The sequence below is a fragment of the Mesorhizobium sp. P160219 genome (assembly GCF_057786095.1).
The window spans coordinates 3,227,640-3,243,615 of record NZ_JBYNWG010000001.1 but is presented as its reverse complement, the minus strand read 5'-3'; the positions used below and the strand labels follow the sequence as shown (position 1 = coordinate 3,243,615).

The 15,976-nt window shown below is 65.5% G+C and carries 15 protein-coding genes; 11 read left to right on the top strand and 4 right to left on the bottom strand.

Annotated features, from left to right (window positions below; genetic code table 11):
* Nucleotides 1–340 precede the first annotated feature (340 nt).
* From AC3EMP_RS15680 to AC3EMP_RS15670, 3 genes are read left to right on the top strand one after another with little or no spacing between them, the layout of a single operon-like run.
* Nucleotides 341–835, top strand: a complete 495-nt coding sequence (locus AC3EMP_RS15680; RefSeq protein WP_023672519.1) for a (2Fe-2S)-binding protein — start codon at nt 341–343, stop codon at nt 833–835.
* Nucleotides 832–1,815, top strand: coding sequence for an FAD binding domain-containing protein (locus AC3EMP_RS15675; protein ID WP_023672518.1), 984 nt, complete (start codon nt 832–834; stop codon nt 1,813–1,815). The genes AC3EMP_RS15680 and AC3EMP_RS15675 overlap by 4 nt, the downstream gene beginning before the upstream one ends.
* Complete coding sequence (locus AC3EMP_RS15670) at nt 1,812–4,112, top strand: xanthine dehydrogenase family protein molybdopterin-binding subunit (protein ID WP_352595832.1); 2,301 nt, start codon at nt 1,812–1,814, stop codon at nt 4,110–4,112. Before AC3EMP_RS15675 ends, AC3EMP_RS15670 begins: the two co-directional genes overlap by 4 nt.
* A gap of 184 nt (nt 4,113–4,296) precedes the next feature.
* On the opposite strand, the gene AC3EMP_RS15665 is transcribed toward AC3EMP_RS15670, so the two are convergent.
* A complete protein-coding gene (locus tag AC3EMP_RS15665; RefSeq protein ID WP_352497225.1) occupies nt 4,297–5,307 on the bottom strand; it encodes a zinc-dependent alcohol dehydrogenase family protein in 1,011 nt (336 codons plus the stop codon).
* Nucleotides 5,308–5,413: 106 nt separating this feature from the next.
* Here AC3EMP_RS15665 and AC3EMP_RS15660 point away from each other — a divergent pair, with 106 nt between their 5' ends.
* Nucleotides 5,414–6,361: a LysR family transcriptional regulator gene (locus AC3EMP_RS15660; protein ID WP_023688979.1), complete on the top strand. Its 948-nt coding sequence runs from the start codon at nt 5,414–5,416 to the stop codon at nt 6,359–6,361.
* 95 nt (nt 6,362–6,456) lie between these two features.
* A complete protein-coding gene (locus tag AC3EMP_RS15655) occupies nt 6,457–6,957 on the top strand; it encodes a hypothetical protein (RefSeq protein ID WP_023713519.1) in 501 nt (166 codons plus the stop codon).
* A gap of 140 nt (nt 6,958–7,097) precedes the next feature.
* Here the strand turns inward: AC3EMP_RS15655 and AC3EMP_RS15650 are convergent, their stop codons facing one another.
* From AC3EMP_RS15650 to AC3EMP_RS15640, 3 genes are read right to left on the bottom strand one after another with little or no spacing between them, the layout of a single operon-like run.
* Entirely contained in the window at nt 7,098–7,988 is an 891-nt protein-coding gene (locus tag AC3EMP_RS15650) for a ribokinase (RefSeq protein ID WP_023695490.1), read from the bottom strand.
* Nucleotides 7,985–8,860 (bottom strand): MurR/RpiR family transcriptional regulator, encoded by an 876-nt coding sequence (locus AC3EMP_RS15645; protein WP_023730361.1) that lies wholly within the window; start codon nt 8,858–8,860, stop codon nt 7,985–7,987. The genes AC3EMP_RS15650 and AC3EMP_RS15645 overlap by 4 nt, the downstream gene beginning before the upstream one ends.
* On the bottom strand, nt 8,857–9,858 hold the full coding sequence (locus AC3EMP_RS15640; RefSeq protein ID WP_023685468.1) for a sugar phosphate isomerase/epimerase family protein: 1,002 nt from the start codon (nt 9,856–9,858) through the stop codon (nt 8,857–8,859). Before AC3EMP_RS15640 ends, AC3EMP_RS15645 begins: the two co-directional genes overlap by 4 nt.
* Before the next feature lie 238 nt (nt 9,859–10,096).
* Here AC3EMP_RS15640 and AC3EMP_RS15635 point away from each other — a divergent pair, with 238 nt between their 5' ends.
* Genes AC3EMP_RS15635 through AC3EMP_RS15610 form a run of 6 tightly spaced genes read left to right on the top strand, consistent with a single transcriptional unit; the run spans nt 10,097 to nt 15,968 of the window.
* The gene (locus AC3EMP_RS15635) at nt 10,097–10,699 is read left to right on the top strand and encodes a CDP-alcohol phosphatidyltransferase family protein (RefSeq protein WP_352710059.1); all 603 of its coding nucleotides are present in this window, start codon (nt 10,097–10,099) and stop codon (nt 10,697–10,699) included.
* A gap of 41 nt (nt 10,700–10,740) precedes the next feature.
* Complete coding sequence (locus AC3EMP_RS15630; protein WP_488494730.1) at nt 10,741–12,522, top strand: bifunctional alpha/beta hydrolase/class I SAM-dependent methyltransferase; 1,782 nt, start codon at nt 10,741–10,743, stop codon at nt 12,520–12,522.
* A gap of 4 nt (nt 12,523–12,526) precedes the next feature.
* Nucleotides 12,527–13,882 (top strand): phosphatase PAP2/dual specificity phosphatase family protein, encoded by a 1,356-nt coding sequence (locus AC3EMP_RS15625; protein WP_023807771.1) that lies wholly within the window; start codon nt 12,527–12,529, stop codon nt 13,880–13,882.
* A gap of 10 nt (nt 13,883–13,892) precedes the next feature.
* Nucleotides 13,893–14,327 carry a hypothetical protein gene (locus tag AC3EMP_RS15620; RefSeq protein WP_023693832.1) on the top strand — a complete coding sequence of 145 codons (435 nt, stop codon included), beginning with the start codon at nt 13,893–13,895 and terminating at the stop codon, nt 14,325–14,327.
* A gap of 3 nt (nt 14,328–14,330) precedes the next feature.
* Nucleotides 14,331–14,999, top strand: a complete 669-nt coding sequence (locus tag AC3EMP_RS15615) for a lysophospholipid acyltransferase family protein (protein ID WP_023672504.1) — start codon at nt 14,331–14,333, stop codon at nt 14,997–14,999.
* Nucleotides 15,000–15,038: 39 nt separating this feature from the next.
* A complete protein-coding gene (locus AC3EMP_RS15610) occupies nt 15,039–15,968 on the top strand; it encodes a phosphatidate cytidylyltransferase (protein WP_031193489.1) in 930 nt (309 codons plus the stop codon).
* The last annotated feature ends 8 nt before the right edge of the window (nt 15,969–15,976 follow it).

Genomic DNA, 15,976 nt, shown 5'->3' with positions numbered 1-15,976 from the left:
TAATCAGGGGAGCCGGTATGTCACGTGTTGAGATTGTGAAGACTGAAGCATCCCTGCCCGCTGGAGAGTTGGGGCGGCAGAGCTGCCAATCTCCCCACTCGTGGGGGAGATGTCCGGCAGGACAGAGGGAGCGCTGTCCCGCCGACCAACACCCGCTTGGAAAGGTCTATTTCGACGCATGTAAATCGGGAACGTCGCATTCCTTCGCGCCCCCCTCTGCCCTGCCGGACATCTCCCCCACAAGGGGGGAGATTAGGCGCACCGTCGCCTCTTCCCTTGTCCTCTCCCACTCGAGCCCATTTCAATCCCCTAGCGTCAAGCAACTGGAGCCAGACGCCTCATGACCGACCAAACCAAATCCACCACTATCCCAATCCGTCTCACCATCAACGGACACAGTCACGAACTGCAGGTCGAGCCGCGCGTCACGCTGCTTGACGCCTTGCGTGATCGCCTCGACCTGACCGGCACCAAGAAGGGTTGCGACCAGGGCCAGTGCGGCGCCTGCACGGTGCATGTCGAGGGACAGCGCGTGCTGTCCTGCCTGACGCTTGCAGCACAGGTCGAAGGCCGCGAGATCACCACCATCGAAGGATTGGCCGGCGATGACGGCACGCTCAACGCGGTTCAGGCTGCTTTCCTCGACCAGGATGCTTTCCAGTGCGGCTACTGCACGCCGGGACAGATCATGTCGGCGGTCGCCTGCATCCGCGAGGGCCATGCCGGCTCGGATGACGAGATCCGCGAATACATGGCCGGCAATCTGTGCCGCTGCGGCGCCTATCCGCACATCGTTGCCGCCGTGCGCCAGGCGGCACTGGAGGTCGCGTCATGAGGGATTTTTCCTACGTTCGCGCCGATAGCATCGATGCGGCACGACAGGCAGCCGCCCTGCCTGGGGCCATGCTGCTTGCCGGTGGCACGACGCTGGTCGATCTCGCCAAATGCGGCGTGGCCGAACCCGACAGCCTGGTCGACATCACCCATCTCAAAGGGCTCGACGCCATCAAGGTCGACGCTGACAGTGCCATGATCGGCGCGCTGGCCAAGATGAGCCACGTCGCCGACCATGCCGAGATCAAGACCCGCTTTCCCGCGGTCTCCGAAGCGCTGTGGCAGGCGGCTTCCGCGCAACTGCGCAACATGGCGACCATCGGCGGCAATCTGATGCAGCGCACGCGCTGCCCCTATTTCCGCGATCCCGCGAATTTTTCCGCCTGCAACAAGCGCTCGCCCGGCACCGGCTGCTCGGCGATCGGCGGCGTCACCCGCGGCCATGCCGTGCTCGGCACCAGCGACGCCTGCATCGCCATGTATCCCGGTGACCTCGCCACCGCGCTGGTCGCCTTCGATGCCGTGGTTCATCTTGGCGAACGCCAGGTTGCCGTCGACGACTTCTTTCTCCTGCCCGGCGCCACGCCCGACAGGGAACATGCCATCCAACCGGGCGAGATGATCACCGCCATCAGCATACCGGCTTCCGGCACGGCCCGGCGTTCGACCTATCTCAAGATCCGCGACCGGCAGTCGTATGAGTTCGCGGCTGCAAGTGCCGCAGTCGGCATCGACTTCGAAGCCGATGGCCGCACCATTCGCGACCTGCGCGTCGCGCTGGGCGGCGTCGCGACGAAGCCGTGGCGGGCGCACGCCGTGGAAGCGGCGTTGAAGGGCAAGGTGCTCAGCGAAGACAGGGTGCGGGCAGCCAGCTTGCTCGCCGTGGAAGGGGCCATCGGCCACGGCGCCAACCACTACAAGATCGAACTGGCGCCGCGCGTCGTCGCCCGCGCCATCCTCAAGACGGGAGCCATGGCATGACCATTCACGACCCCAGGACACGGCACGGCGACGCTTCGGACGGCACTGCCGATCAGGTTGGCGGGCGGCTGTCGCGCGTCGACGGCCCGGCCAAGATTACCGGTGCGGCAAAATATGCCGTCGAGCAGCAGCTCGACGGGCTAACCTACGGCGTCCTGGTCGAAAGCACGATCGCATCAGGCAAGGTGCGCTCGATCGACACGTCAGCCGCCGAGGCGGCACCTGGTGTGCTCAAGGTGCTGACGCCGGACACCATCATGCCGCTGAAGACTGCATCGGACTGGTTCGGCACACCGCCGCCGGACAAGCCCTACTGCCCGCTGGCGCGCGATATCACCTTTTCGGGCCAGCATGTCGCCGCGGTCATCGCGGAGACCTTCGAGCAGGCCGTTGCGGCCGCAGCCCTGGTCAAGGTCAGCTATGACGAGACGCCGGCCATCGTCGACCTCAGCGACGCCAAGGCGGGCGACGGCATTCCGATCGCCGCCATGACCAAGGAATGGGGCGATGCGCAGGCCGCTTTCGCCGCTGCCCCGGTGCGCGTCTGCGGCGCCTACAACACGCCGCGCGAATATCAGGCGCCGATGGAGCCGCATGGCCTCATCGCCCGCTGGGAGGGCGACAAGCTGACCGTGTGGGAACCAAGCCAGTGGCTCGACGGTATGGCCCGCACCTATGCCGAATGGTTCGGCCTGCCTTTCGAGAATGTGCGGCTGGTCTCGCCCTATATCGGTGGCGGCTTCGGCTCCAAGGCGCTGGCGCTCGGCCACGGCGCGGTAGCGGCTGCCGCAGCCAAGATGCTGGGACGGCCCGTGAGGGTGGTCATGACTCGGCCGCAGACTTTTACCGGCTATGGCGGCCGCGCCGCGACCCGCCAGACGGTGACGATCGGCGCCGACCGTGACGGAAAAATCCAGTCGATCGTGCATCGCGGCGTCAATGAAACGTCGATCGACGGCATGTGGGTCGAGCCGTTGGGCGTGGTCACCTCGATCATGTATGCGACGCCCAACTTCTCCTCGAAGCAGAATGTCGTGCGGGTGAATTCGGTGGTGCCTGGCGCCATGCGCGCGCCGGGCGAAAACCCTAGCGCCTTCGGCATCGAAAGCGCCATTGACGAGCTCGCCTACGAGGTCGGCATCGATCCGCTGGAGATCCGGCTGAGGAATTACGCCGAGCAGGATCCGCACGCAAAAAAGGCTTGGTCGACGCGGCAGTTGCGCGAGGCTTTCGCGGCTGGCGCCGAACGCTTCGGCTGGCCCCAGCGCACGCCCAAACCGCGTTCTATGCGCGATGGCAACCAGCTGATCGGCTGGGGCGTCGCCGCCGGCACCTATCCGGTACGGCGCGCTTACGGCGAGGCCATCGTGCGTATCCTTGCCAACGGCTCGGTCGAGGTCGAAAGCTCCTCGATCGACATGGGCCAGGGCACCTACACGATCCTGGCGCAGACGGCGGCCGAAACGGTCGGCGTGGCGGCCGACCATGTCGTCGTGAAGCTCGGCGATTCCCGGTATCCCCGCGCCGGCGTGGCCGGCGGGTCGCGGCTGGCCGGCGTGATGACGGGCGCGGTCTACAAAGCGGCGACATCGGCGCTCGATCAGCTTGTCGGACTGGCGATCAGCGATCCGCGCTCGCCCTTCCACGCGCTCCAGGCCAACACGCTGGTCGTCGCCAATGGCCGCATGAGGTCGCCGCGCGGCGATGGTCCCGATGTCTCGATCGCCGACCTGCTGGCCAGCGTCGGCCGCGACCGCATCGAGGCCACCGGCGACACCATGCCGGCGAACTCGACCGCCGAGGATCGCTACAAGAACTACACCACCATCGCGGCGGCACTGCCGCACACCGAGGGCGACTATTCGCGCCACTCCTGGTGCGCGCATTTCATCGAGGTGCGCGTCGACGAGGATTTCGGCACCGTGCGCGTGTCGCGCGTGGTGTCGGCGCTGGATTCGGGCCGGCTCTACAACCCCAAGCTGGCCGAAAGCCAGTGGAAGGGCGGCATCATCATGGGCATCGGCCAGGCGCTGCTGGAAGAAGGCATTGTCGACCGCAGGCATGGCCGCATCGTCAACAACAATCTCGGCGACTATCTGGTGCCGACCAATGCCGACATCCCCGATATCGAGGTCATCTCGGTCGGCATTCCCGACCTGCACTCTTCGGTGCTCGGCGGCAAGGGTGTCGGCGAACTGGCCATCGTCGGCGTAGCGCCAGCGATCGCCAATGCGGTGTTCCATGCGACGGGAAAAAGAGTGCGGGATTTGCCGATCACGCTGGAGAAGTTGATCTAGGAAGCGGCGTGCGTAATCTCCCCCCTTGAGGGGGAGATGTCGCCGAAGGCGACAGAGGGGGTCGCCTCTCGTAGAGCGCCAACCTCCTTCCGCCGCAGTAGGTCGAGCCCGGTCGGACCGACCCCCTCTGCCCTGCCGGGCATCTCCCCCTCAAGGGGGGAGATTGGCAGCTCGCGCGCCTCGGTTACCAGTCGAGCTTGAACGCAAGCTTGCCGAAATGCTGCCCGCCTGCCGCCATGTGCGCGTAGGCTTCGGCCGCCTGCTCCTGGCTGAACACCTTGTCGACGACCGGGTCGATGCGGGCGGCGGCGATGGCGCGGACGGCGGCGCGAAGGTCAGATACCGACCCGGTGTTGTTGCCGATCACCTTCAGTGCCTTGATGATGATCGGCAGCAGGTCGACCGTGGCCTCGGCGCCGGTGACGAAACCGATGGTGAACAGCGTGCCGCCAGGCGCGGTGGCGTTGACGGCGCGGGCGAAGGTGGCGGTGCCGGCGGTCTCGACGACGAGGTCGGCGCCGAGGCCGCCGGTCAGTTCCAGCACCTTGCCGTCCCAGTCGGGCGTTGCGCGGTAGTTGATGAGATGATCGGCGCCGAGTGCCTTCGCCCGCTCCAGCTTCTCGTCCGACGAAGAAGTGATGATGACGGTTGCGCCGGCGGCTTTCGCCAGCTGAAGGGTGAAGATGGAGACGCCGCCGGTGCCGAGCAGCACGACGACCGAGCCCGGCCCGACATCGGCGGCGCGGACGGCGTTCCAGGCGGTGGTCGCGGCGATCGGCAGGGTCGACGCCGCCTCGAAGGAGAGACGAGCCGGTACCGGCACGAGCGAGTTGGCCGGCAGCGCGACATATTCGGCGAGCGACCCCGGCAGCGAAATTCCGCGCATCTGCGTCATCTCGTTAGGCCGGGGCGGACCGCCGATCCAGCGCGGCTTGGCATGGGCAACGACGCGATCGCCGACGGCGAAATCCGTAACGCCCTCCCCCAGCGCGACGATCTCGCCGGCGCCGTCGGCGACGGGAATGAGCGGAAAGCCGGGCACGCGATAATTGCCGCTGGCCACCGCCACATCGACGAAATTCAGGCTCGCGGCGCGCTGGCGGATCAGCACTTCGCCGCGCTGCGGTTCAGGCGTGGCAATGGTGGTGGCGCGAAAGGCGTCCAGCTTGGCGGCGGTCAGTTCGATGGCTTTCATGGCTCACGCATTCCTGTTTAAGGGGTCAATCGTCAGGATTGAGTGAAGCTATCTGCTGCGCTACAAGCAGATAATCTGGAATTTTTACATTTGAATCCTGTGCTTTATGCAGCAATCACACGACCCCGCCAGCCTTGCCGAAATGGCCGCCTTTGCGGCCATCACGGAAGCGCGCTCCTTCACCAAGGCAGCGTTGCGCGTCGGGCGCGACTCGACGGTTCTGTCACGCCGCCTGCAATCGCTGGAGGAGCGGCTCGGCGTGCGGCTGCTGCACCGGACCACCCGAAGCGTGTCGTTGACGGAGGCCGGAGCGGAGTTCCTGGTGCGTGTCCGCGCCATCCTCGCCTCGGTAGACGAAGCTGAGGCTGCTGCTTCCGCGCATGCCAGCGGGGCTCCGCGGGGCTTGCTGCGGCTGGCGATGCCGGGAACCTTTGGCCGTATGTGGATCGGGCCGCTGCTGCCGCAATTTCTAGCGACGTTCCCGGATGTCCGCATCGAGGCCGAGTTCTCCAACCGGTTCGTCGATCTCGTTGCAGAGAACTTCGATGTCGCCGTCCGTCTCGGCGCGCTGGAGGACTCGCGCCTGGTGGCGCGCAAGATCGCGACACGGCGGCGGTTGCTGTGCGCTGCTCCCTCCTACCTCGCCCGCCGGGGCACGCCGGAAGCGCCGGAAGCGCTCACAGAACACGCCTGCCTCGGCTTCTCCGGCTTCCAGACCTTTCCAACCTGGGAGATGACCGACAGTTCGGGACGCCGCGTCAACGTCGACGTCTCGGGGCCGATGGTGTGCGACGATGCCGAGGTGCTGGTCGAAGCCGCGGTGCAAGGCCTCGGCCTGATGATGAGCACCGACTGGCTTGTCGGACGCGAACTCGCCGACGGACGGCTGGTGCCGGTGCTGGCGGACTGGACGCTGGCCGACGAAGGCGCGGTCTATGTCGTCATGCCCTCGGCCAAGGGACAAGCCGCCAAGACACGCGCCTTCGCCGAGTGGATCGGCAAGCGCTTCGCGCCGGAGCCGCCCTGGACGTCGAGGCCGGTCTCAAAGGCTTGATCAATGGGGCGCGCCGGGGGCTAAGACGGCATATGCCGCTGTCACCAGGCCTTTTGTCCTGTATGATCTCGTTGAATGTAGCTTGGGAGGGGATCATGCAAAGTGCATTGGCGAAGTTCATGATGGCAGGTTCCGTTCTGGCCGCGCTGCAAGCCGCGCAGCCGGCTTTTGCCGCATCCTGCAACTGGAGCGCCAAGATGGAAGAAGACGAAGGCGGCAGCGTGCTGACGGCTTCGGTGTGCGGCGGACCGAAGGCCGATGCGCATCTGATGCTCGTCTGTTTCGACAAGCCGGTGCTGAGCTACGATCTGGGTGCGGCCGGCCAGCAGCTGGAACCCGGCATCAGCGCTTCCTTCACCTTCAAGGGCGGTGACAAGAGCGTGACCAAAAAGCTCGACCTCGAGGCCATGTATAATTACTTCACGGCTGAGCTGAGCAAAGACGATCCACTGCTCGGCCTGTTGCGCGGCAAGGGCGACGTCACGGTTACGGCCGACAAATATGGCGAGAACAGCTTTCCGCTGACGGGCTCGAGCGCTGCGATCGGTAAGGTGCTGGCGCAGTGCGGCAAAAGTTCGGCCGGCGAAGCGGACTGAAGCTCCCTACTTTCGACCACGCAGCTTGGTCCCGCGCCTCCATCAGGGCAAAGCCAAGCAGGTTCTCGCCGCGCCCGGTTTGCCGTTTCGCTCATCGACGGGGGCACGGGTTTGGAGGCGGCAATATGCGGCCTGAGTTTTCAACGCGAGCTGCGCTTTCCCTCCGGTGTCGCCACCAGCGAGGCGGCGGCGGCATTGGCCGTGGCGATCGCCGCTTCCATCGGATGGCCACGGGCGAGGCCTGCCGCGAAGGCGCCGACGAATTCGTCGCCGGCGCCATGGGTGCTGACGACCTTGACCGGGACGGCCGCCAGTGCGAAGGCCGCGCCGGTCCGGTCGCAATAGGCGACACCTTCGCCGCCGGCGGTGACGATCGCCGAGGGGTAGGCATCGATCAGCCGCCGCGCGGCTTCGGTTGCGCCGGCGAGCGTATCGACGACCGGAACGCCGGCCAAAAATTCCGCTTCGATGGCGTTGACGATGACGATGTCTATCAGCGCGGTCAATTCGGCCGACAGTGTTCGCGCCGGTGCGGCGTTGAGCACGACGCGGCCTCCGGATGCCCTCACCGCGCGCGCGGCAGCGATGTTGGCGGCATCGGGCACTTCGTTCTGCAGCAACAGCACTGCCGTCTGTACCACCACCTCGCCCGCAGCCGCGATGTCATCACTGCCCAGGGTGAGATTGCTGCCGGAGACGATCACCGCACCATAGTCGCCATCGCTGTCGAAGATCGCCACGCTGATGCCGGAGCCTGCGCCTGCCGCCACGCGCACGAAGCGGCGATCAACGCCGGCGCGATCGAGATTGGCCAGCAGCGCCGTGCCGAAATCGTCGTCGCCGACGGCGCCGATCATCGCCGCACGCACGCCGGCGCGTGCCGCCGAGACCGCCTGGTTGCCGCCCTTGCCGCCGCATTTCGGCTGCCAGGCATGGCCGGTCACAGTCTCGCCCTTGCGCGGACGGTCGGGCGCGTCGACCATGATGTCGTAGTGCAGGCTGCCGAAGACGGTGACCAGCGGAACCGTCATGTGCCCCGGTCTTTTCGTTTCGAGGTGACCGCCGACATGGTGCGGCCGAGATTGCGCTCCGCCGCCTGGTAGTCGCGCTGCGCCACCGCCACGAACAAAGCGTCGAGGATGTTGAGTTGCGCGATGCGCGCCGCTGCGTTTTCGCCCATCAGCGGCGAGCCTTGCGCGGTCGAGCACAGCACGATGTCGGCAATCCGGGCCAGCGGCGAGTTGTCGTAGTTGGTGATGGCCAGCGTGCGGGCGCCGCTCTTGCGGGCAAGATGGATGGCGTCGATGACGGCCGACGTGTTGCCGGAATGCGAAAAGCCGACGGCGATGTCGTCGGCGCCGAGCAGCGAGGCCGACATCAGCATCATGTGCGAGTCGTCATAGACAGACGCGCGGATGCCGATGCGCAGGAATTTGTGCGAGACGTCGCGGGCGATCTGGGCGGAGCCGCCGACACCATAGAAATCGCGGTTCCTGGCGCGGTAGAGCAGATCGGCGGCACGGTCGAAATCGTCCATGTCGAGGATCGCGAGCGTCTCCTCCAGCGCCTGGATCGAGGTGCGGAACACTTTCTGCACGATCTCGGCCGAGCTGTCGTCGACCGACAGTTCCTGGTGCATCTCGGCGGTCGGGAGGCGGCTGTATTCATAGACGGCGGTGCGGAAGTCGCGGTAGCCGGAGAAGCCGAGTTTCTTGGCGATCTTGACCACCATCGCCTCGGACACGCCGGCCTCCTCGGCGATCTGCTTGAGCGGAATGGTCTCGTCGAAACCGCGCCGGCCGAAGACGGTTTCCACCACCTTGGCCTCAAGCGGGGTGAGATGCGGCATCATCATGCGGATGCGCGGCCCCACGGCTTTCAGATCGAGATTGCTCAACGTCATCCACGTCCCCTCGTCTCCGGCCCGAGCATGGCTTCCTGGACGATAGCCTGCGACGTCACGGCGTCCTGGCTGTCCATGGCGGCGGACAGGCGGTTATCCTTCTCCAGCCGGTCGACAACGCGCAGCAGGCGCTTGACGGTGGCGATGTTGACTTCGCATTCGCGCACCGGATCGAGCCCGGTCATGTCGGGAAAGGTGTCGAAGTAGATGGCGCCGGCATAGCCGTCGCACCGAATCTGGCGCAGCAGTTCGATGGTCTGCAGCGTGTGCACCGCGCCGACCATCAGGCCGTCGTCGCGCTTGGCATAGCCATCGTTGAGATGGACGCCGAGCAGCTTGCTGTGGCGAGCGATCAGCGCCGCGGCGAAGGCCGGCTGTTCGTCGGCATAGAGCACATGGGCAAAATCGAGCGTGACGCCGAGATTGGGTAGGCCGACATCGCGGATCGCCAGCAAGGTGGTCGCGGCATCCGGCATCAGCGAGTAGGAGCGCGGTTCGTTAGGCTTGTACTCCAGGCTGATCTGGCAGCCGGGATCATGCGCGGCAACTTCACGAATCCCCTCGATTTCGTGCTGCCAGAGCGTCGCATAGTCAGTTTGAAATGCATAGTCGAAGCCATCCTGGCCCAGCCACAGCGTCATCAGACTGGCGCCGCACGCGCGCACCGCATCGATACCGGCCTTGGTCAAGTCGATGGCTTCGCGGCGCACCGCCGGGTCCGGATTGGTGAAGGCGCCGAGCTTGAAGGCCGGATTGGAGTAGTAACGCATGGCAAAGCCATTGATGGAAAGCCCGAGACCGCCGAGCTTTCGGGCGATTTCAGCCGGCTTTTCACTGACATGATCGGGGAAATTAAGATCAAGATCGGTCAACCCGTCGACCTTGGCCGCGCGAGTGGCCATCTGCAGCATGGACGGCTTGCCGGTGAGATCAGGCCATTCGGCTTGCGGCCGCGAGGCGAAGGAATTCAGGCGGGTGGCGAAGCGACTGTTTGTCATGATCGACCTTTCAGTGATTTACTTCACATAAATACGAGTATTTGTAAAGTTCTCATTTGCGAGGCGGTTTGTAGCGCGCAACATCCTGCTTGGCCGAGATCTTCGGCTGCGCCTCTGCATCCATGCCGGGAGTTTCGAGTCCCGCAACGGTGCGGATGCTGGTGCGAGCCCTTGCGCCCTGCCTGCCGATTGACCAATCTCGCCGACACTGTCATGAGCCGCGGTTGGGGGATCGCACATGCCAACGCTTTATCAACTGAAACCGGCCTTTCAGGCCAGGCTGCGGCCGCTGGCCGACCGGCTGGCCGATGCCGGCGTCACCGCCAACCAGATCACGCTTCTCGCCGCCGCGCTCTCCATCGCCACCGGCCTGGTGGTCGCGGCCTTTGCCTTCCATCCCCTGGTTTTCCTCTTGATGCCGGTGGTGCTGTTCGTGCGCATGGCGCTCAACGCCATTGACGGGATGCTGGCCAGGGAACATGGGCAAGCATCAAAACTCGGCATGTATCTCAACGAACTCTGCGACGTCGTCTCGGACCTGGCGCTGATCCTGGCCTTTGCCACCTTGTTCCCGGCCTGGGGTGTCGTCGCCTTCGCTATTACCGCCATGCTTGTCGAGTTCGCCGGCGTGTTTGGCGTTGCCGCAGGCAGCGGGCGCAACTATGCCGGGCCGTTCGGCAAGAGCGACCGAGCCCTGGTGCTCGGCGTCATCGCCTTCCTCATCGCCTGCGGCCTGTGGTTCCAAGCGATTGTGCCCTTTGTGTTTCCGGTCATGGCTACACTGTCAGTCGTAACCGCCATCAACCGGATACGCGGCGGCCTTAGAGCGGGCGGCGCATGATGCCAAAGCGTCAGGCACCCGACCGCCAGAGGGAAACCATGATCCACCAGACCATTGCAGCCGGAGCACCGGCAAGCCTCGAGCGCATCGCGCAGGAGCGCACGTTCAAGAGCCATGACGGCACCGAGATCTTCTACCGCTACTGGCCGGCCGCCGGGTCGACGCCAAAGGGTGCGATCCTTCTGTTCCATCGCGGCCACGAGCATGGCGGCCGCATGGCGCATCTGGTCGACGAACTCGCCATGCCCGACCATGCCTTCTACGCCTGGGACGCGCGCGGCAATGGCCGATCGGCCGGCGAGCGCGGCTATGCGCCATCCTTTGCCGCCCTGGTTCGTGACATCGACTGCCTGGTGCGCGAGATCGGCCGGGATGGTTTTGGCCAGCGCGACATCGCGCTGATCGCGCAGTCCTTCGGCGCCGTGCTGGCCGCTGCCTGGGTGCATGACTATGCGCCCGACATCCGCGCGCTGGTGGTGGCTTCACCGGCCTTTTCGGTCAAGCTCTACGTGCCCTTCGCCAAAGAGGGCATTGCGCTGTGGCAGAAGCTCAAGGGCCGCTTCTTCGTCAATTCCTACGTCAAGGCGAAGTTCCTGACGCATGATGCCGAGCGCATCGCTTCCTTCGACGCCGATCCGCTGATCACGCGACCGATCGCCTCCAACATCCTGGTCGAGCTTTACGACCACGCTGCCCGCATCGTCTCGGACGCGCGCGCCATCACCGTGCCGACGCAGTTCTTGATCTCCGGCAGCGATTGGGTGGTGCGGCATGGACCGCAGCACGAATTCTTCGTCAATCTCGGCAGCAGCGCCAAGGAGCGGCATGTGCTGCCCGGCTTCTTCCACGACACGCTGGGCGAGCGCGATCGCCAGCAGGCGCTGGACTTGATCCGGCCGTTCCTCGAAAAGCAATTTGCCACGCCGGAGAAAACCATCGACTTGCTTCAGGCCGACCGCGCCGGCTACACCCGCGACGAGGCCGAGAGGCTCGCCTCGCCGCTGACGCTGTTGTCGCCCAAGGGAATTTTCTGGGCGATGAGTCGCGCCTCGATCCGCATGGGCGCCTGGCTGTCTTCGGGCATGAAGATCGGCATCGCCACCGGCTTCGATTCCGGCTCGACGCTCGACTATGTCTACGAGAACGATGCGCGCGGCACCGGCTTCATCGGCCGCATGGTCGACCGCACCTTCCTCGACGCCATCGGCTGGCGCGGCATCCGCCAGCGCAAGCTGCATCTGGAAGAGCTGATCGGCAACGCCGCCGCCAGCCTGAAGGCAGCCGGCCGTCCCGTCCACATGCTCGACATCGCCGCCGGTCACGGCCGCTATGTGCTCGATGCCGTCGCCAAATGCACTGAACCACCAGCAAGCGTGCGGCTGCAGGATTATTCCGAGCTCAATGTCGGGTTGGGTTCGAAGCTGATCGCCGAGCGGCGTCTGCCGACCAGCGTCAGCTTCCACCAGGCCGACGCCTTCGATGCCGACATGCTGGCCGGGCAAAAGCCGGCGCCGGACCTCGCCATCGTCTCCGGGCTTTACGAATTGTTCGCCGACAACACGATGATTTCCCGCTCGCTCGGCGGGCTGGCCAGCGCCATGCAGTCCGGCAGCCTGCTCGTCTACACCAACCAGCCATGGCATCCGCAGCTGGAGATGATCGCGCGCAGCCTGACCTCGCATCGCGGCGGCCAGGCCTGGGTGATGCGGCGGCGCACGCAGGGCGAGATGGACCAGTTGGTGACGGCTGCCGGTTTCGAAAAGATCGACCAGCGCATCGACCAATGGGGCATCTTCACCGTCTCGGTCGCACGGCGCGTCTGAGACCATGGCCCTGCCTGTCACTGACCCTGCCCCGGCGCGGGAACCCTATTTGGGCATCGTGCTGAGGGCCGCCCTTTGGCTGGCGCTGCTGGCGCCGTTCTTCTATTCGACCTATGGCTTTGCCAACTGGCTGGCGTCGCGGCGCGACCATGTCGGCAGCATCGTGTTTGCCTGGGAACACGCCATCCCTTTCGTCGCCTGGACGATCGTGCCCTATTGGTCGATCAATCTGTTCTACGGCCTATCGTTGCTGCTCAACACGACCAGGCGCGGTGTCGACCGGCTCGCCGGCCGTTATCTCTCGGCGCAGATCATTGCCGTCGCCTGCTTCATCGCGTTCCCGCTGACGGCGACATTCGTGCGGCCGGAAACCACCGGCCTGCCGGGTTTCCTGTTTGCAGTGCTCGGTGGTTTCGACAAGCCGTTCAACCAGGCGCCATCCCTGCACATCGCACTCCTGGTGATCATCTGGGACCATTGGCGTCACGTTCTGGCACGTCACCGTCTCGGCGGCATTCTCCGCCCCGTCTGGCACGTCTGGTGTTTTCTCATCGGCGCCTCGGTGCTGACGACGTGGCAGCATCATTTCATCGACATTCCGACCGGCGCGCTGCTCGGCCTGTTTGCGCTATGGCTGTTTCCGTTCAAGGGCGAATTGCCTTTCTGGGGTTTTCGTCTGACCGCCGACCCCAAGGCGCGGCGGCTGGCGGGCTACTACGCGCTGGGCGCCGCCCTTGCCTTGGCCGGCGCTGCCGGCGGAGCGTTTGTCTCCGCCGATTTTCTCATCCTGTTGTGGCCGGCATTGGCGCTGGCCATCGTCGCCTTCGCCTATGCCGGGGCCGGCGCCAAAGTGTTCCAGAAGGCGGCCGATGCCAGTGTCTCACTGGCCAGCCGCATCCTGCTCCTGCCCTACCGGCTTGGCGCCCGGATCAATGTGTGGGTATGGACCCGCCAACTGGCGCCGCAAGCGGAGATCACCGACGGTGTTTTCCTCGGCCGGTTTCCGAGTGCCGACGAGGCCAACCGCTTCGGCACAGTGATCGACCTTGCCGGCGAGATGGAACGGCCGCGCGGCGTGACCTGCCGCTGGATCAGCTACGCGATGCTCGACCTCGTGGCGCCGCCTCACGACAGGCTGGAGCGAGCGGTGGCGGCGATCGAGCTGGCGCGCCGGCGCGGCACCGTCCTGGTCTGCTGCGCGCTCGGCTTCCAGCGCAGTGCAGCCGTCGTCGCCGACTGGCTGGTGGTGACGGGGCGCTCGTACACAGCTGCACAGGCGCGCAAGAAACTCGCCGCGTCGGGCAGGCCCGTGCACCTTCAGATCGGGCTGGATGAACCGGGGCTGGAAGAACCGACATGAGTTGGCCGGCATGAGTGGCGACAATTTTCCCGAGAAGGCCGAAATATTCGCCGCCGGGCTGATGGTGCAGGCGGTGTGGCCGATCCTGCTGGTGGTCGCGGCTGTGATGGCAGCGCCGGTCATCGGCCTGGTGGCCGGACCGCAGACGACAGCGCTGTCCGCGGCGGCCTGGCTGGTCGCGGCGGCGAGCGCCGTGGCCACGCTGGCTCTTTCGGCCTTGCTTTTGTTCGATGCGCTGCTGTTCCGGCTGATGGCAAGCCACGCCAGCGAGGCCGCCGGGGGTGCCGCGGTCGACGATGTGCTGGCGCGCATGCGCCTGAAATCCACCACTGCCGGCGGCCGCTCGCTCGACCATCGCATGGCAGGCACGCGCCGCCTGCTGACAAGGCAGCGCATGGCGCTCGCCATGTTTGCTGCGGCATCCCTTTTCGCAGCATTTGTTTGAGCCATGACAAAACTTCACCTGCGCGCCAACACCTTCACCTTGCTGCAGACGGTGACGTCGGTCGGCCTGTCGGCGGCGGCCTGGGTGGTAACCGGCGTCAGACCAATCTGGAACGGCAGCCAGCCGTCGGAGCGGCAGCGCATCTACTTCGCCAACCATGCCAGCCATGGTGATTTCATCCTGCTGTCGGCCTGTCTGAGTGAGAAGGTGCGCGCCCGGACCCATGCGATCGCGGCGGCCGAATATTGGGGCAAGTCGCGGCTGCGCCGCTTCATCGCGCAGGACATGCTGTCGTCCGTGCTCATCCACCGGCAGTGGACCGACGAAACGCAACACCCGATCTCGATCATGCTGTCGGTGCTCGACGACGGCCACTCGCTGATCCTGTTTCCCGAAGGCACTCGCAACACGACGGAGGCGGATCTGCTGCCGTTCCGCTCCGGCCTCTACAATCTGTCGATGGCGCGGCCCGATGTCGAACTCATCCCGTGCTGGATCGAGAACATGTCGCGCGTGCTGCCCAAGGGCCAGTTCCTGCCGGTGCCGCTTCTGTGCCGCGTCGTCTTCGGTCCGCCGGTGGCGATCGCGCCCGGCGAAGAACGCCGCACCTTCCTCGAGCGCGCGCGCCAGACGCTGCTGTCGCTCAACCCGCGTCCCGATCGGGACCACTAGCATGACCAGGCAAAGAGACTTCGTATGACACTGCCGCCAATGCATGAAACCGTCATCCTGCTGGCCGGCCTGATCTGCGTGCTGACCATGGCGAGCATCGTTGCCGGTATCCTCTCATGGCGGGCGCCGAAGCCGCTGCCCTCGACGCTCGTCAACTTGAACCAGCGCATCAACGCCTGGTGGGTGATGGTGCTGGCGATCACCGTCGCCTTCTTCTTCGGCCGCACCGGCATGACCATCCTGTTTGCGCTGATCTCGTTTGCCGCGCTGCGCGAGTTCGTGACGCTGACGCACAGCCGGCGCAGCGACCACTGGGTGCTGCTCGGCATGTTCGGCATCATCATTCCCTTCCAGTACTGGCTGGTGTGGACCGCCTGGTACGGGCTCTTCACCATTTTCATCCCCGTCTACTGCTTCCTCTTGATGCCGGCGGTCACCGCGCTCAACGGCGACACCGAGCGCTTCCTCGAGCGCGTGTCCGCGCAGCAATGGGCGGTCATGATCTCGGTCTACTGCGTCAGCCATGTGCCGGCGCTGCTGACCCTCAACGTGCCCGGTTTCGAGGGCCGCAACCTCCTGCTCATCGCCTTCCTGATCATCACCGTGCAAGGCAGCGACGTGCTGCAATACATTTTCGGCAAGCTGTTCGGCAGGCATCTTCTGTCGCCCTCCGTCTCGCCCTCGAAGACCTGGGAAGGGCTGGGCGGCGGGCTGGTGGCATCGAGCCTTCTCGGCGCGCTGCTGTCGTTCCTGACGCCGTTCTCGCCGCTGGCGGCGGCAGGCGTCGCCTTCATCGCCTGCCTGATGGGGTTCCTCGGCGGGCTGGTGGCGTCGGCGATCAAGCGCGACCAGGGCGTCAAGGACTGGGGTCACCTGATCGAGGGTCACGGCGGCATGATGGACCGCGCCGACAGCCTGGTCTTCGCCGCACCGGTGTTCTTCCACATCGTCCGCTATTTCTGGACGTGAGCGAAGCC

Excerpts from the sequence above, each read along its gene's own strand:
- AC3EMP_RS15660 (WP_023688979.1), top strand. The coding sequence starts at position 5,414 with ATGCAGCAATCACACGACCCCGCCAGCCTTGCCGAAATGGCCGCCTTT.
- AC3EMP_RS15620 (WP_023693832.1), top strand. The coding sequence starts at position 13,893 with ATGAGTGGCGACAATTTTCCCGAGAAGGCCGAAATATTCGCCGCCGGG.
- AC3EMP_RS15645 (WP_023730361.1), bottom strand. The coding sequence starts at position 8,860 with ATGACGTTGAGCAATCTCGATCTGAAAGCCGTGGGGCCGCGCATCCGC.
- AC3EMP_RS15680 (WP_023672519.1), top strand. The coding sequence starts at position 341 with ATGACCGACCAAACCAAATCCACCACTATCCCAATCCGTCTCACCATC.
- AC3EMP_RS15655 (WP_023713519.1), top strand. The coding sequence starts at position 6,457 with ATGCAAAGTGCATTGGCGAAGTTCATGATGGCAGGTTCCGTTCTGGCC.
- AC3EMP_RS15635 (WP_352710059.1), top strand. The coding sequence starts at position 10,097 with ATGCCAACGCTTTATCAACTGAAACCGGCCTTTCAGGCCAGGCTGCGG.
- AC3EMP_RS15615 (WP_023672504.1), top strand. The coding sequence starts at position 14,331 with ATGACAAAACTTCACCTGCGCGCCAACACCTTCACCTTGCTGCAGACG.
- AC3EMP_RS15675 (WP_023672518.1), top strand. The coding sequence starts at position 832 with ATGAGGGATTTTTCCTACGTTCGCGCCGATAGCATCGATGCGGCACGA.
- AC3EMP_RS15665 (WP_352497225.1), bottom strand. The coding sequence starts at position 5,307 with ATGAAAGCCATCGAACTGACCGCCGCCAAGCTGGACGCCTTTCGCGCC.
- AC3EMP_RS15650 (WP_023695490.1), bottom strand. The coding sequence starts at position 7,988 with ATGACGGTTCCGCTGGTCACCGTCTTCGGCAGCCTGCACTACGACATC.
- AC3EMP_RS15610 (WP_031193489.1), top strand. The coding sequence starts at position 15,039 with ATGCATGAAACCGTCATCCTGCTGGCCGGCCTGATCTGCGTGCTGACC.
- AC3EMP_RS15625 (WP_023807771.1), top strand. The coding sequence starts at position 12,527 with ATGGCCCTGCCTGTCACTGACCCTGCCCCGGCGCGGGAACCCTATTTG.
- AC3EMP_RS15640 (WP_023685468.1), bottom strand. The coding sequence starts at position 9,858 with ATGACAAACAGTCGCTTCGCCACCCGCCTGAATTCCTTCGCCTCGCGG.
- AC3EMP_RS15670 (WP_352595832.1), top strand. The coding sequence starts at position 1,812 with ATGACCATTCACGACCCCAGGACACGGCACGGCGACGCTTCGGACGGC.